Here is a 23444-nt window from a genome sequence, read left to right as displayed (position 1 = left end):
TTTATCAGTTAATCTCGACGCCGTTCAGGCGGAATTTGATGGTCATCGTTACGCCGGTACCCGGTCTTCCCTGCTCATAACGCCATCTGCGCATCGCGCTTTTCACCTCGCGTTCGAACATATTCGCCGGCTGAGCAGAGAGGATCTGCAGATTATCAATGCGGCCATCAGGCGAAACGTCAAACTTCACCCGTACCGTCCCTTCAATGCGCAGCGCCTGAGCGCGCGGCGGATAGGACGGCTGAACGCGGCTGATCGCCCGCGGGCCGCTCGGAGCAGTAACGGTGGGTTTAGCCGCTGCGGTCGAGGTACTTGGCGCTGTACGCGCCGGCGCCGTATTGTTGTTTTCAAACGGCGAGGCCGGACGCGGCTCTGCTGCCGGCTTCACTTCCCGCTTCGGCTGTTCAACCTTTTTCTCCGGCTTAGGCTTGGGTTTAGGTTTGGGCTTCGGCTTAGGTTCCGGTTTATGGATCACCACCGGCGCCTCTTTCGGCGGTTCAGGCGCTACCTCTGGCTCCGGCTCAGGTTCGGGTTCAACAACGGGCTCCACGACAGGCTGCGCCGCCGGAGGCGGCTCAAGATCGGCCGGCGCCACCATTGTGATCTCTATCGGCTGCGTCGGAGAAGGCTGTTCAATAACCTGATGTACCGAGGTATAAAGCAGCCCCGCCACAACGGCACCGTGGATAGCCACGGACAGCAGCGTTGGCCACGGAAAGCGGCGAGGTAAATCAAGGGTCATTGCGCTCATAGTCGTTTCTGTTGAAAAATGATGCTCCGATTTTAAATGCAAATAGCAATCATATTCAATAAGGCGTCTTAACCTGAGTCAATTTTTGCCGCCATTTGCAGAAAAAAGCTGCGTCGGCAGTGCTTTCCACTCCAGAGCGCATCTTTGCATTGCAGTCCATCGCTGTTTAACTTAACGTAATTCGCCTGATTATTGATAAGGAGCTTTGCCGTGCTTTACGTTATCTACGCTGAAGATATCGCCGATTCTCTGGAAAAGCGGCTGTCGGTTCGCCCCGCGCATCTCGCGCGTTTACAACTCTTACACGATGAAGGCCGACTGCTTACCGCCGGGCCAATGCCGGCCGTTGACAGTAACGAACCGGGCGCAGCAGGATTCAGCGGCTCAACGGTGATTGCCGAGTTTGAATCGCTGGAAGCGGCCCAGGCCTGGGCCAATGACGATCCGTATATCGCCGCCGGGGTTTACCGCCAGGTCTCTGTTAAGCCATACAAAAAGGTTTTTTGAAAATACCCTTTCCTTTTTCTGGCTAACCACAAAAACACCCAGGTCATCAGAATGAAGGGCGCATTTTGGTACACAACATTGAAATGTCGCCCTTTTTAACCTCGCGAAAGCGTTGACTGTTATCCGCCTGAGAAGCCTGGAAGATGAGCACGCACTTTCTCCTGCTACCCCATCATCGACCATCGCCTCGCTTTTTTCGGCAATGGAAAATGCTGACAAAACATCGACGCCACGCGTGATAGTGAATTACTAATACCTTGTGTAAGGCTGTTAAGGAGGATCGCGTTGTTATTTAGCGCTTGCATTTAATGTCAGCACATCCTGATATAGCCCTATAAATCTACAATGCAATAGAAAGAAAATAATTACTGAAAGATAGTTGCTTAACGACAGATATGAAAGCCTAGAAAAAAAATATTATTGGGCATCCACTGCGGATGCCGCGGAACCGAACGTAGCCCATCTTGCTATATTCAGGACCGTAGCCGCTTGAAAGCACGTGGAAATAACCCCCTGTAGACAAAGGTTTACCTGGCAGGCATAAAGGGATATTAACTACGCTGCCAGCGTTAAGTTGCTGAGCATCATTTTTAAAGCCTATTAATTTCGTTGCGTAAACTTCACGCAGAGTGATAGTAGGGGCATCACTGCTTGATTAAAAAATTTGAAAGGGAATAACAAATGTTTTCAATAAGCCCTGTATTTTTTTGGGCTAACATTTATGTACCTGCCGATTTTGAGGATTATTGTGTGAATACCCTGAAAAAAACCGCATTGCTTTCTGTACTTGCCTTATATATTCCTGTGTCGCAAGCCGCGGCTAAGGAATACAGTCTTGATCCACAGCATACCTCGGTTGTGATCTCCTGGAACCATTTCGGCTTCTCAAACCCTACCGCCTATCTCTCTGATGTTTCAGGGAAACTGGCCTTTGATAAAGAGAATCCGGAGAAATCCTCGGTGAACGTCACGCTGCCAGTGAAAACCATTGACGCTCACGTCAAGGCGTTAACGGATGAGTTTTTAGGCAAAGAGTATTTTGATGTTAAAACGTTTCCCGACGCCACTTTCCAGAGTACCAAAGTGGAAAGCAAAGGCGACAATAAATATGATGTGGAAGGTAATTTGACCATTAAAGGCATCACCAAACCGGTGGTCCTGCATGCCGTCCTGAATAAGCAGGATATGCACCCAATGGTGAAAAAAGAGGCCATTGGATTTGATGCCACCGGGGTGATAAAACGTTCAGACTTTAAGCTTGATAAATATGTGCCGGCGGTAAGTGATAACGTCACCATCACGTTATCCACGGAAGCCTATGCAAAATAAGTAAAAGCTGGCGCAACGATTGCGTTTTATTCAGGATGCTTATTGCATGGACTCTCTGGATAATATAACAGGCTCAGATTATTCATGGTCAGGATCGGTCGGTTCATTTAGCTTCAACGCGCTGGACCGCTTAATAACCCCCTTGCCTGTCTGAGTCTGTTTTCTCATTCCCTCAGTTCCCGCCTGGTTACCGCAGCTGGCCGGTCATATCATTAAGCATTTAACAACGCCATGCCCTTCCTGAGCGGCAATAAATGCTATCTGACGGTTAATTCCTGTCGCGCCGCAAACGACTTGGCTCTGGATCTTGTCGTCCGTCATTACAAGCCAGGCGTAGCATCTCTCTTTCACTGAGGCGGGAGCTCTGTTTTGTCGTCGCATAGCAGCATGAAAAACCATCATTGCCCTATGGAGATGTGCAACGGGAATTTAGCGCAGAGAGAAAACGACAACGGCACCGCGTACGGTGCCGTTTGCCTGCTCGCTTAGCTGTCAGGGAAGATAAACAGCAGGGCATGACGCTGCCGTTTCACCAGTCCCTTCCTGATAGCGAGGATCCGCATATTGCGGCGCGATTGGGCTTCCAGCCAGCGCGCTTTACGGCGATTCACCTGTCTCAGCATGCGCCAGCGCCCTACTTCCGTTCTACTACGCTTCATTGCAACGACTCTACGAGTGAAAACAGCCCCCATTATAAACCTCTGCCAGCAACTGACTACCGCTTTCGCTGCGTTTTTATTTGCCAGAAAAATACTGATGCGTAAACTCATCACATATCGTCATTCAAAAGGATTTTACATCTATGACAACCTTTTACACGGTGGTGAACTGGCTGGTCATTCTGGGGTACTGGCTGTTGATCGCCGGTGTAACATTACGAATTCTAATGAAACGCCGCGCTGTCCCGTCCGCCATGGCATGGTTGCTGATCATTTATATCCTGCCGCTGGTGGGGATCATCGCCTATCTCTCCTTTGGCGAGCTGCATCTCGGCAAGCGTCGGGCCGAGCGCGCCAGGGCGATGTGGCCCTCGACGGCCAAGTGGTTAAACGACCTCAAAGCCTGCAAACATATCTTCGCGGAAGATAACAGCCCGGTGGCCGAATCCCTGTTCAAGCTGTGCGAACGGCGTCAGGGCATTGGCGGCGTAAAAGGCAACCAGCTACAGCTGCTGACGGAATCTGACGACGTGATGCAGGCCCTGATCCGCGATATTCAGCTGGCCCGTCACAACATAGAGATGGTCTTTTATATCTGGCAGCCCGGCGGCATGGCCGACAGCGTCGCTGAATCGCTGATGGCCGCCGCTCGCCGCGGAGTTCACTGTCGGCTAATGCTCGACTCCGCGGGCAGCGTGGCCTTTTTCCGCAGCCCATGGGCGGCGATGATGCGTAACGCCGGTATTGAAGTCGTCGAAGCTCTTAAGGTTAACCTGATGCGCGTGTTCCTGCGCCGGATGGACCTGCGTCAGCATCGTAAAATGGTGATGATCGATAACTATATCGCCTACACCGGCAGCATGAATATGGTCGATCCGCGCTACTTTAAACAGGACTCAGGAGTCGGACAGTGGATTGATCTGATGGCGCGAATGGAAGGCCCGGTGGCGACCTCGATGGGCATCGTCTACTCCTGCGACTGGGAAATAGAGACTGGCAAGCGCATTCTGCCGCCGCCCCCGGACGTCAATATCATGCCGTTCGAAGAGGCCAGCGGACATACTATTCACACGATCGCCTCCGGACCGGGCTTTCCGGAAGATCTTATTCATCAGGCTCTCCTCACCGCCGCCTATGCGGCGAAAGAGCATCTGATCATGACCACCCCCTACTTCGTACCCAGCGACGACCTGCTGCATGCGATCTGTACCGCCGCCCAGCGCGGCGTTGACGTGAGCATTATTTTACCGCGCAAGAACGATTCGCTGCTGGTAGGCTGGGCCAGCCGGGCCTTCTTCACCGAGCTGCTGGCGGCCGGGGTCAAAATCTATCAGTTTGAGGGCGGACTGTTGCATACCAAGAGCGTGCTGGTCGATGGCGAGCTAAGTCTGGTGGGGACCGTCAACCTGGATATGCGCAGCCTGTGGCTCAACTTCGAGATTACCCTGGTCATCGATGACGCCGGTTTCGGCAGCGATCTGGCGGCGGTTCAGGATGATTATATCTCGCGCTCGCGCCTGCTGGATGCCCGTCTCTGGTTAAAACGTCCGCTGTGGCAGCGGATCGCCGAGCGACTGTTTTACTTCTTCAGCCCGTTGCTGTAAAACGTGCCCATCAGATACCGAATGAGTAGCAATCATGGATATGGATTTAAACAACCGCCTGACCGAAGACGAAACGCTCGAGCAGGCTTACGATATCTTCCTCGAACTGGCGGCCGACAATCTCGACCCGGCGGACATCATTCTGTTTAACCTGCAGTTTGAGGAGCGCGGCGGCGCCGAACTGTTCGACCCTTCGGCAGACTGGGAAGAGCATGTGGATTACGATCTCAACCCGGATTTCTTCGCCGAAGTGGTGATTGGTCTGGCGGATACCGACGGCGGGGAAATCAATGATATCTTCGCCCGCGTTCTGCTGTGCCGCGAGAAAGATCATAAGCTGTGCCATATTCTGTGGCGTGAATAACCTTTAACATCCAGTAAAAAGCCTGCCGCGGTACTCCCGGCAGGCTTTTTTTACGTCGCCAGCTTACTTCGGCAAGGCATGACCGCAGGCATGGCAGAAACGGGCGTTATCGTCATGGTCGCCCTGCTGACACTGCGGACACAGGCGCTGCTGTCGTCGACGATTCAGGGCGCTGGTCATATGCGTGGTGATAAGTCCGGTCGGTATGGCAATAATGGAGTAGCCGATCAGGATAAGAATGGAGGCCAGGATGCGACCCAACGGCGTGTGCGGCGTGATGTCTCCGTAGCCGACGGTGGTGATGGTCACGATGGCCCAATAGACCGAGGCGTTAAGCGTGGTAAAGCCGTATTCCGGCCCCTCAATCAGATACATTAACGAGCCGAAAATCACCATCACAATGGCGATAAACGAATAAAACAGGATCAGCTGATGGCGCGCGCTGACAATCGCTCGCCAGAACACGTTGAGCGAAGGCATAAAGCGCAGTAGTTTGAGAATACGCAGCGCGCGGATCGCCCGCATTGCCCGCCAGGCGAATACATAATTGAGGCTAATTTCCGGCCATAGCCACATCACATACAGCGGTAAAATCGTCGCCAGGTCAATCAGCCCCCAAAAGCTGAAAATATAGTGGAGCGGATTGGGCCAGGTAGCGATACGCAGCAGGTATTCCAGGGTAAAGACCGCGGTCACCAGCAGCTCCAGCCAGACGAAAATATGCCATTCATCTAATGTCAGGTGATATTGCGTGCCCAGTCCCGACTCGATAAATATCACCAGTACGCTGAGCAGGGCGAAAAGTCCGCACAGCCCTTCAAAGCGGCGGCCGGAACGGCGGTTCTGATCGAAAAGTAAATGATAAAGCCGCAGACGAGCGGCAGAAAGCATACCCACTTCGTTAACCTCGCAAAAAAAAGGCTGACCTGCGTCAGCCCCTGAGATTATAACGGGTCTACCTTAAGGCAGGAAACCGCATGGCGGAAACTGCCTTCCAGCACCGGGCGGGTTTTGGCGCACTCCGGTCCGGCAAGCGGACAGCGGGTGCGGAATACGCAGCCTGAGGGCGGATTAATCGGCGAGGGTAATTCGCCTTCCAGCAGTTGGATAGTTTTCGTTTTCTCGAGATCAGGATCGGGGATCGGCACCGCCGACATCAGCGCTTTGGTATAGGGATGCAGCGGATTATGGTACACCTCGTCGTAGGTCCCCAGCTCCACCGCATGGCCCAGATACATTACCAGAACCCGATCGGAGATATGCTTAACCACCGCCAGATCGTGAGCGATAAATATCAGCGATAGCCCCATCTCACGCTGCAGTTGCTGCAGCAGGTTGACGACCTGCGCCTGAATCGACACGTCAAGCGCGGAGACCGGCTCATCGCAGATAATCAGCTTTGGCTCAAGGATCAGCGCCCGCGCGATGCCGATACGCTGACACTGACCGCCGGAGAACTCGTGCGGATAGCGGTTGATCAGGTTGGGCAGCAACCCAACTTTCATCATCATCGCTTTGACGCGATCGCGCACTTCCTGACGGGGCATCTTCGGATGATAGGTACGCAGCGGTTCGGCGATAATTTCTCCGATGGTCATGCGCGGGTTCAGCGAGGCCAGCGGATCCTGGAAGATCATCTGGATATCGCTGCGCACGTCGCGCCACTCTTCCTGCTTCATGCCCAGCAGATCTTTACCCAGCCAGGCCACTTTGCCATCGGTCGCTTTCACCAGACCAATAATGGCGCGGGCGAAGGTCGATTTGCCGCAGCCCGACTCCCCTACCACACCGAGGGTTTCACCCTCGTAAAGGCGCAGCGTCACGCCATCCACCGCTTTCAGCGTTTTCGACGGCTGCCAGAACCACTGCTTGCCATCTTTGATATCGAAGTGCACCTTCAGGTCGGCAATTTCGAGCAGGACTTTTCGTTGTTCAGTTACGGCGTTCATAGCAGATCCCCCACCGGTTTAAAGCAGGCGCGCAGGCGGCCTGGCGCGAACGATTCCAGCGGCGGCGCGCTGCTGCACTGCTCCATGGCATGCGGGCAACGCGGCTGGAATGGACAGCCTTTCGGCAATCGCAGCAGGTTCGGTGGGTTGCCGGGAATGGTCAACAACGCATCGCCTTCCGCATCCAGACGTGGAACCGCATTCAACAGCCCAATAGAGTATGGGTGCGACGGTTGATAGAAGACATCGCGCGCCTGACCGTACTCCATGGTGCGCCCGGCGTACATCACCAGCACTTTATCGCAGATACCTGCCACCACCCCAAGGTCGTGGGTGATCATGATAATGGCCGTGTTGAATTCGCGTTTAAGCTCATTCAACAGCGTCATGATCTGCGCCTGCACGGTAACGTCCAGGGCAGTGGTCGGTTCATCCGCAATCAGCAGCCGGGGCCGGCACAGCAGCGCCATGGCAATCATCACGCGCTGACGCATGCCCCCGGAGAACTCGTGCGGGAACATTTTCATGCGCTTACGCGCTTCCGGCATTTTTACCGCGTCGAGCATCTTCACCGACTCTTCAAACGCTTCGGCTTTACTCAGCCCTTTATGCAGCATCAGGACTTCCATTAACTGCTCGCCCACCCGCATATAGGGGTTAAGAGAGGTCATCGGATCCTGGAAAATCATTGAGATTTGTTCAGCGCGCAGTTTGTTCAGCTCACGCTCGGGCAAATTGAGGATTTGCCGACCGTTAAAGGTGGCGGAACCCCCGATGCGACCGTTGGCCGCCAGCAGTCCCATCAGGGCGAAGGCGGTTTGCGATTTACCGGAGCCGGATTCGCCCACAATGCCGAGCGTCTCGCCCGCCTGCAGGGTGAAGTTCAGATCATTGACGGCGGTGACGTCGCCATCCGGCGTTTTAAAGGTGACGCGAAGATCTTTCACGTCCAGCAGTAGTCCGCTGTGGCTCTGCGCTTGCGGCGCTTTTGCCGTTTCAATCATGGTCATGGCAGCGCTCCTTAGCGGTCTTTCGGGTCGAGGGCATCACGCAGACCATCGCCGATAAAGTTGAAACAGAACAGGGTCACCACCAGGAAACCCGCCGGGAACAACAGTAGCCAGGGCGAAACTTCCATTGAGTTGGCGCCATCGCTGAGCAATGCCCCCCAGCTGCTGAGCGGCTCCTGCGTCCCCAGTCCCAGGAAACTGAGGAAGGATTCGAAGAGGATCATGCTGGGGACCAGCAGCGAGGCATACACCACCACCACCCCCAGCACGTTGGGGACGATATGGCGCAGCACGATGCTCGCCGTCGAGACCCCGCCGACCTGCGCGGCTTCGATAAACTCTTTGCGCTTCAGGCTTAGCGTCTGCCCGCGCACGATACGCGCCATATCCAGCCAGGACACCATGCCGATGGCGACAAAGATCAGCAGGATATTCTGACCAAAAAAGGTCACCAGCAGGATGACGAAGAACATAAACGGGAAGGAGTTGAGGATCTCCAGCAGACGCATCATCACCGAATCCACTTTGCCGCCGAGATAACCGGAGAGCGAACCGTACAGCGTGCCGAGGATCACCGCCACCAGCGCCGCCGCCACCCCGACCATCAGCGAAATGCGCCCGCCGATCGCTACGCGCACCAGCAGATCGCGCCCGGAGGAGTCGGTTCCGAAGTAGTGGCCGGAGGCCATATCCGGGGCATTGGACATCATGCCCCAGTCGGTATCGAAGTAGGAGAACGACGACACCATCGGCGCGAAGGTAACGAACAGCGCAATAAGCACCAGCATAATCAGGCTGGTCACCGCGGCGCGGTTATGCATAAAGCGACGACGCGCATCCTGCCAGAGGCTACGCCCCTCCACTTCCAGCTTCTCACTGAAGTTTTCCAGCGCCTCGCTATTTTTCTTACTTAACATCATGGCGAACTCCGGCTTCAGTAGCGAATCTTCGGATCGATAACGGCGTACAGCACGTCAACGATGGCGTTGAACAGGATAGTCAGGGCGCCAACGAGGATCGTCAGGCTGAGCACCAGCGAGTAGTCGCGGTTAAGCGCCCCGTTAACGAACAGCTGGCCGATCCCCGGCAGGCCGTAAATGGTTTCAATGACCATTGAGCCGGTGATGATGCCCACGAAAGCTGGCCCCATATAGGAGAGCACCGGCAGCAGCGCCGGCTTCAGCGCATGGCGCAGAATAATGCGACGCATCGGCAGCCCCTTCGCCCGCGCGGTGCGGATAAAGTTAGAGTGCAGCACTTCAATCATTGAGCCGCGAGTAATACGCGCGATGCTGGCGATATAGGCCAGGGAAAGCGCCACCATCGGCAGGATCATAAATTTCAGCGCCCCGCCGTTCCAGCCGCCGCCCGGCAGCCAGTGCAGGGTAATGGCAAAGATCATCACCAACAGCGGCGCGACCACAAAGCTCGGAATAACCACGCCGGTCATGGCTACCCCCATCACCGCGTAGTCCCAGCGGGTATTTTGCTTCAGGGCGGCTATCACCCCGGCGGCAACGCCGATCACCACCGCCAGTAAAAAGGCGGCGAAGCCCAGTTTCGCTGAAACCGGGAAGCTGGCGGCCACCAGATCGTTGACGGAATAATCTTTGTATTTAAAAGAGGGACCAAAATCGCCATGCGCCAGCTGCTTCAGATAATTGAAGTACTGCGTCATGATAGGGTCGTTTAAATGGTATTTTGCTTCAATATTCGCCATGACTTCCGGCGGTAGCGTGCGTTCCCCGGTAAAAGGACTTCCCGGCGCCAGACGCATCATGAAGAATGAGATGGTGATAAGAATAAATAGCGTCGGAATCGCTTCCAGACAGCGACGTAAGATAAATTTTAACATTGCCCGTACCTTCTGGCGTGTGCCTTTGCACTGCTCTCAAATAAGACACGATGGAGCGAGCCGAGACCCGCTCCACGTATTGCCATTAATGTTTGATAACGTAGAGGTCTTTGGTATAGACGTTATCCATCGGGTCTTTACCGGTATAGCCACCGACCCATGGTTTCACCAGGCGGGCGTTAACGTAGTAATAGACCGGTACGATCGCGCTGTCTTTGTCCAGCTGCTGCTCTGCTTTCGCATAGGCCGCCGTGCGCTGCGCTTCATCGGATGCTTTTACGGATTCAGCCATAATCTTGTCGAACGCCGGGCTCTTATAGTGCGCGGTGTTCATTGAACTGTCAGAGAGCATGGTGTTCAGGAAAGAGGTTGGCTCGTTATAGTCGGCGCACCAGCCCGCACGCGCCACGTCATAGGTGCCCTGATGACGGGTATCGAGGAACGTTTTCCACTCCTGGTTGACCAGCTTCACGTCAATGCCCAGGTTTTTACGCCACAGCGAGGCGGCGGCAATCGCCAGCTTCTTGTGCAAATCAGAGGTGTTATACAGCAGGTTGAAGGTCAACGGTTTATCGGCGCTATAGCCGGCTTCGGCCAGCAGTTTCTTCGCTTCTTCGTTGCGTTTTTCCTGCGACCAGGTAAACCATTCCGGCTCGCTCAGCTTCGCGCCATCGGTGTAAGGCGGCGTGTAGCCGTAGGCCGGCAGATCGCCCTGTCCTTTCACCTTATTAGCAATAATATCGCGATCCAGACCCAGCTTCAGCGCGGTACGCACGCGCACGTCGGTGAACGGGGCCTTCTGGTTGTTGATTTCGTAATAATAGGTACACAGATAGGGGTCAACGTGCAGCTCGTTGGGGATCTCTTTTTTCAGCTTCTGGAAGAGTTCGATTGGCAACTGGTTATAAGTCATGTCCAGTTCACCGCTGCGGTAGCGGTTAACATAGGTCACTTCGGAAGAGGTCGGCAGCCAGGTAACGGTGTTAATGACTGTTTTAGCATTATCCCAATAGTGCGGGTTACGCTCCATTACGATCCGCTCGTTGACCACCCAGTCTTTCAGAGTATACGCGCCGTTGGTAACGATATTGCCAGGCTGCGTCCACTTTTCGCCAAATTTTTCGATGGCCGGTTTGTAGACGGGAGACATCGCCGGGTTAACCAGCAGTTTATAAAAATAGGGTACCGGTTCGCTGAGGGTGACTTCCAGCGTGTGGTCGTCAATGGCTTTTACGCCCAGCTCGCTCGGCGCTTTCTTGCCGTCAATGATTTCGTCGACGTTAACGATATGACCATATTGCGGATAGCTGGCATAAGGAGACGCGGTTTTCGGATCCACCAGACGCTGCCAGCTGTATACGAAGTCCTGGGCGGTAACCGGCTCGCCGTTAGACCATTTTGCATCTTTACGCAGATGGAAGGTCCAGACTTTAAAATCTTTATTATCCCAGCTCTCCGCCACGCCAGGGATCGGGTGGCCATCTTTCGGCGAAGTATTCAGCAAACCTTCGAACAGGTCGCGGCTAATATTGGCCTCTGGCACCCCTTCGATTTTATTTGGGTCCAGCGATTGCGGCTCGGCGCCGCTATTACGTACCAGGGTTTGCTTCTCTGCCAGCTGCACACCAGCCGGGACATCCGCTGCCATTGCCATATTGCCGGCGATCAGTGCGGATAGCACTCCCGCGGCGATTAAACGCTTTTTAGTGATGATGGTCATTGTGTTGTAACTCCAGTCATTATAATTGCTGGTTTTTTAACCAGCCTGTTTTTCCCGTTTTCGGGTTCTGTCCAACGCAGGAGTTTGCGATTGGCAGATTGCTATCACCGACTTATTTATTACGACCGCTCGAACGGCAGTCTTAACGTCGATTCGTTGCCCTCGCTGGAGGGTCGTTCTGGCGAAATGAGTTAATTAAAAATAATTCTCATTTGCGTACATAATTCAGCAGACGATAACGGCGGAAAGTACCAAAAGGTAAACACCTCCGCCAATGCAATTTGCAAATATGTTACCGAATTCTCTTTTATTGCCGGTTTTGCCAGCGTGACAAGCGTTTGCCATAAAACGTCGATGTAAAAATATTATTATTTATCAGAGCATTACGATAATTTCATCAGCCGGCATACTGAGCAGCGACCACAAGATGGTTTTTTGTACAAAAATTTAACAATAGATTACTTTTTAGCACATTCATCTGCCGCCTTGTTAAAATTACTAATATCATTTCGATGATCCGACAGCAAGTACCAGAGAATGATGTGAAGAAAATAACATCACAGGAGTGGGAGGCGTGAGGAGAATGTTAAGAGAAATGTTTCATATCTTAATGAAAAATATGAAATTAATAGCGATATCGCAAAATGTTATCCCTACCGCCAGCTCCGCGCTGGCTAATAGGTTTTGCTAATAATCGCGCAGGCGTGAAGCGAGACTCCCCGCCTGCTGGCGACGAACTAACTCAGCAGCCCTGGGAAAAGCGCTTTAATCCCGGTCACAATAAACTCAATGCCGAGGGCCATCAGCAACAGGCCCATAATACGGGTGATGACGTTGATTCCCGTCTGCCCCAGCAAACGGACCAGCCACGGCGCCATACGGAAAATCCCCCAGCAGCAGAGGGCAAATACCGCTATCGCCAGTGAGAACCCGACCAGATGCACCCAGGAGTGGTACCGGGTCCCCCAGACGATAGTTGAACTGATTGCCCCTGGCCCGGCCATTAATGGTAGCGCGAGAGGAACGACGCCGATGCTCTCCCGGACCGCCGTCTCCGACTTCTCCTGCTTGTTCTGCTTATCTTCGCCGAGCTTACCGCTGATCATCGACATCGCGATGGTCACCACCAGGATGCCGCCGGCGATACGGAAGGAGTCAATGGAGATACCGAAAATCTGCAGAATGCCATCGCCGAGGAACAGCGACGTCAGGAGGATGATCGCCACCGACAGGTTGGCGGTGAGGTTGGTCTTATTACGCACCGCAGCCGGCTGATAGCTAGTCATACTGATGAATACCGGAATAATGCCAACCGGGTTAACCAGGGCAAATAAGCCGATGAAAAACTTGAAATATGCAGAAAAATCGAACAGTGATTGAGTCACATTGGGCTCCGCAGCATCATCAAAATTGGCGGTTGACTGTTAACAGCATAAAATAACTGCGCGAAACATACGCTTTTTACCTGCAATATTCATTATAAATATGCATAACCCGGTGATATGTATCGAATGTTAGCCATTTGTATATTTAATGCTAATCGTTTTTTTAATTTCAAAACCCTCCCATCACACTTGATCGAACCGGTCAAAAAGCAGTCAGCTGAAAGGTATCAGCAGCGACAATACTTGATCTAAATCACGTAATTTGTACTCAGAAGTGAGTAATCTTGATGACACCAACAGAGTGGAAGGCAGCAGTACCTGAAAGCGAAAGAGATAAAGCTTTTTTAGTAAATCGGTGAAACAGCGCCCTGATTTTTCTACATAAACATTTACATGCAAGCTGTTAACGGCCTGTCTATAATGTCGAATCGAGCGACTGATTTACTAAAAAAGTTTAACATTATCAGGAGAGCATTATGGCTGTTACTAATATCGCTGAACTGAACGCGCTTGTTGAGCGTGTCAAGAAAGCCCAGCGTGAATATGCCAGTTTCACTCAAGAACAAGTCGACAAAATCTTCCGCGCCGCCGCTCTGGCCGCTGCAGATGCTCGAATCCCTCTCGCCAAAATGGCCGTAGCCGAATCCGGCATGGGCATCGTTGAAGACAAAGTGATCAAAAACCACTTTGCTTCCGAATACATTTACAACGCTTATAAAGACGAAAAAACCTGTGGCGTTCTGTCAGAAGACGACACCTTTGGCACCATCACTATCGCTGAGCCTATCGGCATCATCTGCGGTATCGTACCGACCACTAACCCGACTTCAACAGCCATTTTCAAATCGCTCATCAGTCTGAAAACGCGTAACGCCATCATTTTCTCTCCGCACCCGCGTGCAAAAGAAGCCACCAACAAAGCGGCTGATATCGTGCTGCAGGCTGCCATCGCGGCCGGCGCGCCGAAGGACCTGATTGGCTGGATCGATCAGCCGTCTGTAGAACTGTCTAACGCGCTGATGCATCACCCGAACATCAACCTGATCCTGGCGACCGGTGGTCCAGGCATGGTGAAAGCAGCATACAGCTCCGGTAAACCTGCTATCGGCGTCGGCGCCGGTAACACCCCGGTAGTCATTGATGAAACCGCCGACATCAAACGTGCCGTAGCGTCCGTACTGATGTCTAAAACCTTCGATAACGGCGTGATCTGTGCTTCTGAGCAGTCCGTTGTGGTGGTTGATTCAGTCTATGACGCGGTTCGCGAACGTTTCGCCAGCCACGGCGGCTATCTGCTGCAGGGTAAAGAGCTGAAAGCCGTTCAGGACATTATCCTGAAAAATGGCGCGCTGAACGCGGCTATCGTTGGTCAGCCAGCGGCCAAAATCGCTGAACTGGCAGGCTTTACCGTGCCGGCCACCACCAAAATTCTGATTGGTGAAGTGACCAACGTTGACGAGAGCGAGCCGTTTGCTCACGAAAAACTGTCTCCGACGCTGGCTATGTACCGTGCAAAAGATTTCGAAGACGCGGTAGCCAAAGCAGAAAAACTGGTCGCCATGGGCGGTATCGGCCACACCTCTTGCCTGTACACCGACCAGGACAACCAGCCGGCTCGCGTGGCTTACTTCGGCCAAATGATGAAAACCGCGCGTATCCTGATCAACACCCCGGCTTCTCAGGGTGGTATCGGTGACCTGTACAACTTCAAACTCGCGCCTTCCCTGACTCTGGGTTGTGGTTCCTGGGGTGGTAACTCCATCTCTGAAAACGTTGGTCCGAAACACCTGATCAACAAGAAAACCGTTGCTAAGCGAGCTGAAAACATGTTGTGGCACAAACTTCCGAAATCTATCTACTTCCGTCGTGGCTCCCTGCCAATCGCACTGGATGAAGTGATTACCGATGGTCACAAACGCGCGCTGATCGTGACTGACCGCTTCCTGTTCAACAACGGCTATGCCGATCAGATCACTTCCGTACTGAAAGCTGCGGGTGTTGAGACGGAAGTCTTCTTCGAAGTTGAAGCTGACCCGACGCTGACCATCGTACGTAAAGGTGCCGACCTGGCGAACTCCTTTAAACCAGACGTGATCATCGCCCTGGGCGGCGGTTCCCCGATGGATGCGGCGAAAATCATGTGGGTCATGTACGAACATCCGGAAACCCACTTCGAAGAACTGGCGCTGCGCTTTATGGATATCCGTAAACGTATCTACAAGTTCCCGAAAATGGGCGTCAAAGCCAAGATGGTGGCGATCACTACCACTTCCGGTACCGGTTCTGAAGTGACGCCGTTCGCCGTGGTGACCGATGACGCGACCGGTCAGAAATACCCGCTGGCAGACTACGCGCTGACCCCGGATATGGCCATTGTCGATGCCAACCTGGTGATGGATATGCCGAAATCGCTGTGTGCTTTCGGTGGTCTGGATGCGGTGACTCACGCCCTGGAAGCTTACGTTTCCGTACTGGCTTCTGAGTTCTCTGACGGCCAGGCGCTGCAGGCGCTGAAACTGCTGAAAGAGTACCTGCCGGCTTCCTATCACGAAGGTTCCAAGAACCCGGTTGCCCGTGAGCGCGTACACAGTGCCGCGACTATCGCCGGTATCGCGTTCGCTAACGCCTTCCTCGGCGTGTGTCACTCGATGGCGCACAAACTGGGCTCCCAGTTCCATATTCCGCACGGTCTGGCCAACGCCCTGCTGATCTGCAACGTTATCCGCTATAACGCGAATGACAACCCGACCAAGCAGACCGCGTTCAGCCAGTACGACCGTCCGCAGGCTCGTCGTCGTTACGCTGAAATCGCCGATCACCTGGGCCTCTCCGCACCAGGCGACCGCACCGCAGCGAAAATCGAGAAACTGCTGGCATGGCTGGAAAGCATTAAAGCTGAGCTGGGTATTCCGAAATCTATCCGCGAAGCTGGCGTTCAGGAAGCTGACTTCCTGGCCCACGTTGATAAATTGTCTGAAGATGCATTCGATGACCAGTGCACCGGCGCTAACCCGCGCTACCCGCTGATCTCCGAACTGAAACAGATCCTGCTGGATACCTACTACGGCCGCGAATTCGTCGAAGGCGAAGCCGGTGCGAAAGCCGAAGTTGCTCCGGTAAAGGCTGAGAAAAAAGCGAAAAAATCCGCTTAACCAACAGCGATAGCATCGCGACAAGCCCCGTCACCTGACGGGGCTTTTTTTATCCCCGCTATCAGCCATTCTTTATCGCCAGCTACGCCAACCTATAGCAGACATTAAAAAGGCGCCCACAGGCGCCTGTACGAGCTTCTGAGGGTATCAGCAGGGACGGTGCTGGTTTTGTACCTTGGTTAACGAACCGACGCTCAGCGCCTCTTTATAATGCTTACGGCAGACCGATACGTACCGCTCATTACCGCCGATGACGACCTGCTCACCCTCATTATAAGGACGCCCCTCCTGATCGAGGCGCAATACCATGCTGGCCTTGCGGCCGCAGAAGCAGATCGTTTTCAGCTCAACCAGCTTATCTGACCAGGCCAGTAAATACTGGCTGCCGGTAAAGAGCTCACCGCGAAAGTCCGTCCGCAACCCATAGCAAAGCACCGGAATATCCAGCGTATCGACAACTTCGGACAGCTCATGAACCTGTTCACGCGTCAGAAACTGGCTTTCATCCACCAGCACGCAGTGAATCGGCTTTAGCTGGTGCTCCGCCGCAATATCGTCAAATAACGAGGTCTGTGGATTATACAATCGGGCCGGCGAGGAGAGCCCGATACGTGAACTGACTTTTCCGGCGCCAAAGCGGTCATCAATCTCAGCGGTATAAACGACGGTACGCATCCCCCGCTCCTGGTAATTGTACGAAGATTGCAACAGAGCGGTCGACTTACCTGCATTCATTGCAGAGTAGTAGAAATAAAGTTGTGCCATCGGCTGCGTGACCCCAATCAAAGTGTTTTATCGCGGCGACGATTGTACCATATTTTATGCGCACAGCCGCGCTTTCAGCAGGGGTATTGTCGCGAAGCTGAAGGGCCTGCAAACCGAAAGGATTAAGAAGATGAATTGAATTTTCAGGGCCACTATTTGTACGCCCCGTTACGCTACTGGCGCGGTAACCATTGTCTTTTCGTGCTTATAGACCGGTTGCCCATGGGCTATAAGCAGGGCTGCCGGTTGTTTTATATTAAGCCTTGTAACCAAAAATGCGCTAATACTGACGAGGGTTATTTACCCATGTAAAGGATCATTTCTCTCACTGAACCTCTCAAAAAGCATACCGTCTCAATGTTTTAGCTTGCCTTCGCCTCATCGCTATAAGCGATGAAAGATGTGAAGCGGCACGGGAATTTTAACTTAAATTAATTAATTCTCGCGACAAATAACCAGTAATTTTGAATTCCTTACATTCCCCCCTATTGCACAACGCATTTTATCGCTCTATTATTAGTTCAACAAACCACCCCACAATATAAGTTTGAGATTACTACAATGAGCGAAGCACTTAAAATTTTGAACAACATCCGTACTCTTCGTGCGCAGGCAAGAGAATGCACCCTGGAAACGCTCGAAGAAATGCTGGAAAAATTAGAAGTCGTCGTTAACGAGCGCCGTGAAGAAGAAAACGCTGCCGCGGCAGAAATTGAAGAGCGTACGCGTAAGCTGCAGCAATACCGTGAAATGCTGATTGCTGACGGTATTGATCCGAATGAACTGCTGAGCACCATGGCTGCCGTTAAAGCCGGTACCAAAACCAAGCGTGCTGCACGTCCGGCTAAATATAGCTATGTTGACGAAAATGGTGAAACCAAAACCTGGACCGGTCAGGGCCGTACCCCGGCTGTGATCAAAAAAGCAATGGATGAGCAAGGTAAATCACTGGACGATTTCCTGATCTAATCTCCGTTGATCGCTATAAAAAATCCCGCTGCGGCGGGATTTTTTTTGCCCTCAGGGCCGATATAAAAAAACCGGGAGTCGCAGATGCGCTCCCGGTTTGTGCTTTCAACCGCGCGGCGGATTACTTCGCTACCGCCGTTTCCAGCCAGGCTTTAAAATCGTCGCCCAGCGTTTTGTGACGAATACCATATTCGACAAACGCCTGCATGTAGCCAAGCTTATTACCGCAGTCATGGCTCTTGCCTTTCATATGATAAGCTTCAACCGTTTCTTTCTCGATCAGCATATCAATGGCGTCAGTCAGCTGAATTTCATCACCAGCGCCCGGAGGGGTTTTCGCCAGCAGCGGCCAGATATCGGCGCTGAGGACATAACGCCCCACCACCGCCAGGTTGGACGGCGCAACGTCAGCTTTTGGCTTCTCAACCACGCCCACCATCGGTACGCTTTCGCCCGGCTTCAGGGATTCGCCTTTGCAGTCAACCACGCCATAAGCGGTTACGTCTTCGACAGGTTCAACCATAATCTGGCTGGCGCCAGTCTCATCGAAGCGAGAGATCATCTCAGCGAGGTTATCGCGGCTCAGATCGGATTCATATTCATCCAGAATAACGTCTGGCAGAATAACCGCGACCGGCTCATCTCCCACTACCGGATGGGCGCACAGCACCGCGTGACCCAGACCTTTCGCCAGGCCCTGACGAACTTGCATAATAGTCACGTGCGGCGGGCAAATAGACTGCACTTCTTCCAGCAGCTGGCGTTTTACACGTTTTTCCAGCATCGCTTCCAGCTCAAAACTGGTATCGAAATGGTTTTCGATAGAGTTTTTCGACGAGTGCGTTACCAGAACAATTTCAGTAATTCCTGCAGCGATACATTCATTAACAACGTACTGAATTAACGGCTTATCTACCAGCGGCAGCATTTCTTTTGGAATCGCTTTGGTGGCCGGCAGCATCCTGGTGCCTAATCCCGCAACCGGGATAACCGCTTTTCTGACTTTAGAATTAAGGGCAGCCATTGAAATCTCCTGGACTGTTTGTTTTTTAAACTTCTCGTTACAAATAACGTGTCGAGTATATCAGTCAACCGCGTATTTACTGGTCTGAAAAGCTGCCGATAGCCTCGAATTAGGACTTTTACGCATAAAACTGCTCGATGTTACCACCGCTAAAGGGCAAGAGGTAATCCCGTCTGCTTAGATATAAACGCAATTGCTCATTCCGCAGACAACATTAAGCGTAAACGACCGCCAGCCCCCCAAATTTGGCACTGCCACGAGGTGCAGCGTTGGCTAATTTGGTTAAGATAAGCATCACCCAGTGTCCCCAAAGGAACGCCATTACTAATCTGAATTTGATGCTCCCCTGTATTCAGCGTGCCATTAAGTCCCGCTGACACCAGAATTAAATTTTTCAGCCCGCTGTGGTAATACCCTACTAACAGAGGGAACTGGCCCGGAAGATTTGCCTGACGCAGCAGTTGATTCACCTGTTTTAACAAACTTCCCATTTCTGGTAGCCGTTGTCCCTGGTGCGCCAGTTGCTCCTGCAGCAGACCATTAAACAACGCGCGCAGCAATAATGCTGCCAACACGCCATTATCGCCTGCGCGTGTGACATCCAGACAATAGAAAGCCAAATCATTTTCCGAAAGCGGCGCGATATCGAGTACCAGACCGGGCTTGTCTGCCGACACCAGTTGTCGATAATGAATACGGCAGTGCGACATTTCCTGTTGCACCGGCGGCTGTAATTCCTGCAATAGTCTTGAAGCGGCGATGGGATTACTGACCAGCGCATCCCAGTCCTCAAATAAACGCTCTTCCTCTTCCACGCGCGAACTGAACATCGCGGGATAGAGACAGGCGTAAACGGTCTCGCGCAGGCGATCGAAATCTTTTACTGGCTTTAACAGCACGTCCTGGACGCCAAGTCGCAACGCTTTAGCTATATCCGCCATGTTTTCGGTGGCGGAGATCATCAGGATCGGTAACTGTTCGCCGCGGTTACGCAGCGTTTCCACCAGCTCCAGACCGTTCATTCTCGGCATAGAAATGTCGCAAATCATCAGGTCCGGATGCACCTCCGTCATTTTATGCAGGGCATCCTTGCCATCTTCCGCCTGGAAGGTTGTTGCTCCCAGCGAGGTCAGCCATCCATGCAAGAGTGAGCGGAAAACGGGTTCGTCTTCAACTATCAGAATCTGTTTTCCCGCCAATGGCTGCGTCATGATATCTCCCCTGGCTGACGATAATTCAATAGTGGCACGCTATTCTCACTATCGCCTGTCAGAATTTGCTTAAGTCAGTAACTCGTACGTCAAACGGCTGTACGCACTAATGGTAATAATTCATCCATTTTCTTTTCTACCGCCAGTTGCCCCGCGGCGATCGCCTCTCCGGCGCGATGAAAATCAAGCGTCGAAACTTGCGGACAGTATGGCTGCAACAGGATATCCGGCGGGTCACCCGCCATACGATTGCGTTTAAGACGGTTTTCCAGTACCTGGATAGAGGTGGTCATGATCTCCATCGCCGTCGGCGTCACGGCCGTACGGCGGGAACTCATTCGCGTCAAGCGCGCGCGCAGACGAGTATGCCATGGCCCCTCCTTCTCTTCCGCTTCCTGCCGCGGCGTTTCAAGGGAGAACAAATCCTGCTGCATAAGATGGGCATCATGTTGCAGGTCGACGGCAATCACAATATCCGCTCCCATTGCCCGGGTGAGCGACACAGGAACCGGATTGACCACCGCGCCATCGACCAGCCAGTAACCATTATGCCTTACTGGCGACATTAACCCCGGCATACTGCAGGAGGCGCGAATGGCTAAATGTAGATCGCCTTCGGTAAACCACAGCTCCCTACCGGTGCTTAAATTGGTGGCAACAGCGGCAAACCGGCGCTCGCAGCGTTCAATCTCGGTGACGGGCATAATGCGGCGGTAATGATTGAATACCTTTTCCCCCCGCAGCAGTCCCCCCCGGCGCCAGGAGAGATCCATCAGCTTCAGGACATCCCAGTTGCTGAATGAGCAGACCCATGATTCGAGTGCCGGGAGTCGGTTACAGGCATACGCCGCCCCTACCAGCGAACCGATAGAACAACCGGCTACGATATCAATCTCAATACCGGCCCGCTGGAGGGCGTTGATGACGCCAATGTGCGACCATCCGCGAGCGGCTCCCGCACCTAGCGCCAGACCAATTTTAAGCTTTCTCATTAGTACTAATAACTATCCTTCCACTCTGAGCGTGGCAACATTGTCACGGCTCAGTTAACATAATGCCCTTTGGCGTAGAAGCGCCGTTACTCTTTCTTCCATGGAGGCAGTTTTGTCGCAATTATGCCCCTGTGGCAGCGCACTGGAGTATAGCTCATGTTGCCAGCGATATCTGTCCGGCGCTGAGCTTGCGCCGGGCCCGTCACAGCTTATGCGCTCCCGTTATAGCGCGTTCGTCATGAAAGACGCTGACTATCTAATCAAAACCTGGCACCCGTCCTGTCAGGCGCAGCAATTTCGCGCCGAACTGGAGAAAGGGTTTTCCCAGACCGAATGGCTGGGCTTAACCCTGTTCGCCAGTGATGAGGGGCGAGCTCCAAATGAAGGTTTTGTCAGCTTTGTCGCCCGCTTTAATGACAATAACCGCCCTGGCGCCATTATTGAACGTTCCAGATTCTTAAAAGAAAATGGACAGTGGTACTATATCGACGGGACACGACCGCTGATTGGCCGTAACGACCCCTGCCCCTGCGGCTCAGGTAAAAAATTTAAAAAATGCTGCGGCCAGTAACGCTGGCGCAGCGCTTGCAAACATTACAGGATTTTCCTCGCGATGCATTCATTACAACGTAAAGTACTACGCACTATTTGCCCTGATCAGAAAGGCCTCATCGCGCGTATCACCAATATCTGCTACAAGCATGAACTCAACATTGTGCAGAACAATGAGTTTGTTGACCACCGTACCGGTCGTTTCTTTATGCGCACCGAACTGGAAGGCATTTTTAACGACGCTACTCTGCTGGCCGATCTCGACAGCGCCCTGCCTGAAGGCTCCATCCGCGAACTGAATCCGGCAGGCCGTCGCCGGGTGGTGATTCTGGTGACGAAAGAGGCGCACTGTCTGGGCGATCTGCTGATGAAAGCCAACTACGGCGGGCTGGATGTCGATATTGCCGCGGTTATCGGCAACCATGACACCCTGCGCTCGTTGGTGGAGCGCTTTGGTATTCCGTTTGAGCTGGTCAGCCATGAAGGACTGAGCCGCGAAGAACACGATCAGCGGATGGGCGATGCTATCGCCGCCCACGAACCGGATTACGTGGTGCTGGCCAAGTATATGCGCGTCCTGACGCCAGAATTTGTCGCCCGCTTCCCGAACAAAATCATCAATATCCACCATTCGTTTTTGCCGGCGTTTATCGGCGCCCGTCCCTATCATCAGGCCTATGAGCGCGGCGTGAAAATCATTGGCGCTACCGCCCACTACGTGAATGACAATCTGGATGAAGGCCCGATCATCATGCAGGATGTGATTCATGTCGATCATACTTATACCGCAGAAGATATGATGCGCGCTGGGCGCGATGTCGAAAAAAACGTCTTGAGCCGAGCGCTGTATCAGGTACTGGCGCAGCGCGTCTTCGTTTACGGTAACCGGACGATTATTCTTTAATCGACTGAGAAATGAATTGGTTAGCTTTACGGCGTTACGCGTAAAAATCAGGCAACCAGTTTATTTTTTGTCAAACGAATGCTTTACAGGGGCGCATCATTTGGTATGATGCGCCCCGCTTCCCGAGAAGGAAGCAGGCCAGTACCAAGCATTACCCCGTGGTGGGGTTCCCGAGCGGCCAAAGGGAGCAGACTGTAAATCTGCCGTCATCGACTTCGAAGGTTCGAATCCTTCCCCCACCACCATTATTCACTAAAGTGATATGGTTTCCCCGACAAGCGTAAACGATGTTTGCACTTAGCGGGAAGGGTAAGAACCTTCGACTAAGGTTCGACTCGAGCGCCAGCGAGAGAACGTTGCCGCAGGCAACGGCCCGAAGGGCGAGGAGAGATAGCGACGAGTTATCCTTCCCCCACCACCATTCATTTTGCTGAATAGCCTACAATGTGATTTTACCCCTGGTGGGGTTCCCGAGCGGCCAAAGGGAGCAGACTGTAAATCTGCCGTCATCGACTTCGAAGGTTCGAATCCTTCCCCCACCACCATCTTCTTAAAAAACACCTCAATCCAATTACTCTACGATATTCTATATTCTGCCCCATGGGGAAGGATGAGAAGCTTCGACTAAGGTTCGACTCGAGCGAAGCGAGAGAACGTTGCCGCAGGCAACGGCCCGAAGGGCGAGGCGCTTTAGCGCCGAGTAATCCTTCCCCCACCACCATCTCCCCATGTCATGCCCAGC

The 23444-nt window shown here is 53.0% G+C and carries 24 protein-coding genes, 2 tRNA genes and 2 other RNA genes; 14 read left to right on the top strand and 14 right to left on the bottom strand.

Going from position 1 to position 23444, the window contains the following annotated elements; genetic code table 11:
- Positions 1-4 precede the first annotated feature (4 nt).
- A complete protein-coding gene (gene tonB / locus HMPREF1024_RS22770; protein ID WP_004200270.1) occupies positions 5-751 on the bottom strand; it encodes a TonB system transport protein TonB in 747 nt (248 codons plus the stop codon).
- Between the two features lie 210 nt (positions 752-961).
- Here tonB and HMPREF1024_RS22775 point away from each other — a divergent pair, with 210 nt between their 5' ends.
- From HMPREF1024_RS22775 to HMPREF1024_RS22780, 3 genes are all read left to right on the top strand, one after another.
- The gene (locus tag HMPREF1024_RS22775) at positions 962-1258 is read left to right on the top strand and encodes a YciI family protein (RefSeq protein ID WP_002910042.1); all 297 of its coding nucleotides are present in this window, start codon (positions 962-964) and stop codon (positions 1256-1258) included.
- A gap of 112 nt (positions 1259-1370) precedes the next feature.
- The gene (locus HMPREF1024_RS31060) at positions 1371-1511 is read left to right on the top strand and encodes a hypothetical protein (protein ID WP_014343182.1); all 141 of its coding nucleotides are present in this window, start codon (positions 1371-1373) and stop codon (positions 1509-1511) included.
- Between the two features lie 428 nt (positions 1512-1939).
- Positions 1940-2587: a YceI family protein gene (locus HMPREF1024_RS22780; protein ID WP_004175590.1), complete on the top strand. Its 648-nt coding sequence runs from the start codon at positions 1940-1942 to the stop codon at positions 2585-2587.
- Between the two features lie 485 nt (positions 2588-3072).
- On the opposite strand, the gene HMPREF1024_RS30410 is transcribed toward HMPREF1024_RS22780, so the two are convergent.
- A complete protein-coding gene (locus tag HMPREF1024_RS30410; RefSeq protein ID WP_004194006.1) occupies positions 3073-3246 on the bottom strand; it encodes a YciY family protein in 174 nt (57 codons plus the stop codon).
- 143 nt (positions 3247-3389) lie between these two features.
- Here HMPREF1024_RS30410 and cls point away from each other — a divergent pair, with 143 nt between their 5' ends.
- Together cls and HMPREF1024_RS22790 are read left to right on the top strand one after the other, a co-directional pair.
- Complete coding sequence (cls, locus tag HMPREF1024_RS22785; protein ID WP_002910077.1) at positions 3390-4850, top strand: cardiolipin synthase; 1461 nt, start codon at positions 3390-3392, stop codon at positions 4848-4850.
- A gap of 34 nt (positions 4851-4884) precedes the next feature.
- Positions 4885-5214, top strand: coding sequence for an HI1450 family dsDNA-mimic protein (locus HMPREF1024_RS22790; RefSeq protein ID WP_002910079.1), 330 nt, complete (start codon positions 4885-4887; stop codon positions 5212-5214).
- 63 nt (positions 5215-5277) lie between these two features.
- Here the strand turns inward: HMPREF1024_RS22790 and HMPREF1024_RS22795 are convergent, their stop codons facing one another.
- The 8 genes from HMPREF1024_RS22795 to HMPREF1024_RS0125555 form a co-directional block, all read right to left on the bottom strand.
- Positions 5278-6105 carry an ion transporter gene (locus HMPREF1024_RS22795; protein ID WP_002910080.1) on the bottom strand — a complete coding sequence of 276 codons (828 nt, stop codon included), beginning with the start codon at positions 6103-6105 and terminating at the stop codon, positions 5278-5280.
- A 53-nt stretch (positions 6106-6158) separates the two neighbouring features.
- Positions 6159-7163 carry a murein tripeptide/oligopeptide ABC transporter ATP-binding protein OppF gene (gene oppF / locus HMPREF1024_RS22800; protein WP_002910083.1) on the bottom strand — a complete coding sequence of 335 codons (1005 nt, stop codon included), beginning with the start codon at positions 7161-7163 and terminating at the stop codon, positions 6159-6161.
- On the bottom strand, positions 7160-8173 hold the full coding sequence (locus HMPREF1024_RS22805) for an ABC transporter ATP-binding protein (protein ID WP_004151853.1): 1014 nt from the start codon (positions 8171-8173) through the stop codon (positions 7160-7162). The genes oppF and HMPREF1024_RS22805 overlap by 4 nt, the downstream gene beginning before the upstream one ends.
- An 11-nt stretch (positions 8174-8184) precedes the next feature.
- Entirely contained in the window at positions 8185-9093 is a 909-nt protein-coding gene (gene oppC, locus HMPREF1024_RS22810; RefSeq protein ID WP_004145396.1) for an oligopeptide ABC transporter permease OppC, read from the bottom strand.
- Between the two features lie 14 nt (positions 9094-9107).
- Positions 9108-10028, bottom strand: coding sequence for an oligopeptide ABC transporter permease OppB (gene oppB, locus HMPREF1024_RS22815; RefSeq protein WP_002910089.1), 921 nt, complete (start codon positions 10026-10028; stop codon positions 9108-9110).
- An 85-nt stretch (positions 10029-10113) separates the two neighbouring features.
- Entirely contained in the window at positions 10114-11748 is a 1635-nt protein-coding gene (gene oppA / locus HMPREF1024_RS22820; protein ID WP_004148754.1) for an oligopeptide ABC transporter substrate-binding protein OppA, read from the bottom strand.
- Between the two features lie 737 nt (positions 11749-12485).
- Positions 12486-13133, bottom strand: a complete 648-nt coding sequence (locus tag HMPREF1024_RS22825; RefSeq protein WP_002910095.1) for a YchE family NAAT transporter — start codon at positions 13131-13133, stop codon at positions 12486-12488.
- 213 nt (positions 13134-13346) lie between these two features.
- Complete coding sequence (locus HMPREF1024_RS0125555; protein WP_032103886.1) at positions 13347-13532, bottom strand: hypothetical protein; 186 nt, start codon at positions 13530-13532, stop codon at positions 13347-13349.
- 77 nt (positions 13533-13609) lie between these two features.
- Between HMPREF1024_RS0125555 and adhE the strand changes: the two genes are divergently transcribed.
- Positions 13610-16285, top strand: coding sequence for a bifunctional acetaldehyde-CoA/alcohol dehydrogenase (adhE, locus tag HMPREF1024_RS22830; RefSeq protein WP_009307606.1), 2676 nt, complete (start codon positions 13610-13612; stop codon positions 16283-16285).
- 147 nt (positions 16286-16432) lie between these two features.
- On the opposite strand, the gene tdk is transcribed toward adhE, so the two are convergent.
- On the bottom strand, positions 16433-17050 hold the full coding sequence (tdk, locus tag HMPREF1024_RS22835) for a thymidine kinase (RefSeq protein WP_002910100.1): 618 nt from the start codon (positions 17048-17050) through the stop codon (positions 16433-16435).
- A 7-nt stretch (positions 17051-17057) separates the two neighbouring features.
- Here tdk and HMPREF1024_RS31055 point away from each other — a divergent pair, with 7 nt between their 5' ends.
- A complete protein-coding gene (locus HMPREF1024_RS31055; RefSeq protein ID WP_004145401.1) occupies positions 17058-17189 on the top strand; it encodes a hypothetical protein in 132 nt (43 codons plus the stop codon).
- Positions 17190-17611: 422 nt separating this feature from the next.
- Positions 17612-18019 (top strand): histone-like nucleoid-structuring protein H-NS, encoded by a 408-nt coding sequence (hns, locus tag HMPREF1024_RS22840; RefSeq protein ID WP_002910103.1) that lies wholly within the window; start codon positions 17612-17614, stop codon positions 18017-18019.
- A 121-nt stretch (positions 18020-18140) separates the two neighbouring features.
- Here the strand turns inward: hns and galU are convergent, their stop codons facing one another.
- The 3 genes from galU to rssA all read right to left on the bottom strand — a co-directional run bounded on the left by galU (position 18141) and on the right by rssA (position 21246).
- Entirely contained in the window at positions 18141-19043 is a 903-nt protein-coding gene (gene galU, locus HMPREF1024_RS22845) for a UTP--glucose-1-phosphate uridylyltransferase GalU (protein WP_002910105.1), read from the bottom strand.
- 197 nt (positions 19044-19240) lie between these two features.
- Positions 19241-20254 carry a two-component system response regulator RssB gene (gene rssB, locus HMPREF1024_RS22850; RefSeq protein ID WP_002910107.1) on the bottom strand — a complete coding sequence of 338 codons (1014 nt, stop codon included), beginning with the start codon at positions 20252-20254 and terminating at the stop codon, positions 19241-19243.
- 89 nt (positions 20255-20343) lie between these two features.
- Positions 20344-21246 (bottom strand): patatin-like phospholipase RssA, encoded by a 903-nt coding sequence (gene rssA, locus HMPREF1024_RS22855; RefSeq protein ID WP_002910108.1) that lies wholly within the window; start codon positions 21244-21246, stop codon positions 20344-20346.
- Positions 21247-21358: 112 nt separating this feature from the next.
- Between rssA and HMPREF1024_RS22860 the strand changes: the two genes are divergently transcribed.
- From HMPREF1024_RS22860 to HMPREF1024_RS28250, 6 genes are all read left to right on the top strand, one after another.
- A complete protein-coding gene (locus HMPREF1024_RS22860; RefSeq protein WP_002910109.1) occupies positions 21359-21817 on the top strand; it encodes a YchJ family protein in 459 nt (152 codons plus the stop codon).
- Positions 21818-21859: 42 nt separating this feature from the next.
- A complete protein-coding gene (gene purU / locus HMPREF1024_RS22865) occupies positions 21860-22702 on the top strand; it encodes a formyltetrahydrofolate deformylase (RefSeq protein WP_004151854.1) in 843 nt (280 codons plus the stop codon).
- 160 nt (positions 22703-22862) lie between these two features.
- Positions 22863-22947: transfer RNA gene (locus tag HMPREF1024_RS22870), tRNA-Tyr, on the top strand.
- A 43-nt stretch (positions 22948-22990) separates the two neighbouring features.
- Positions 22991-23123: non-coding RNA, RtT sRNA (locus HMPREF1024_RS28255), on the top strand.
- Between the two features lie 39 nt (positions 23124-23162).
- Positions 23163-23247: transfer RNA gene (locus HMPREF1024_RS22875), tRNA-Tyr, on the top strand.
- Between the two features lie 44 nt (positions 23248-23291).
- Positions 23292-23423, top strand: a non-coding RNA gene (locus HMPREF1024_RS28250) — RtT sRNA.
- Positions 23424-23444: the final 21 nt, after the last annotated feature.

This window comes from Klebsiella sp. 4_1_44FAA (assembly GCF_000238715.1).
Taxonomy (GTDB): Bacteria; Pseudomonadota; Gammaproteobacteria; order Enterobacterales; family Enterobacteriaceae; genus Klebsiella; species Klebsiella pneumoniae.
Note: the sequence above shows the minus strand (reverse complement) of the source record. Positions and strands in the feature narration are given on the sequence as shown.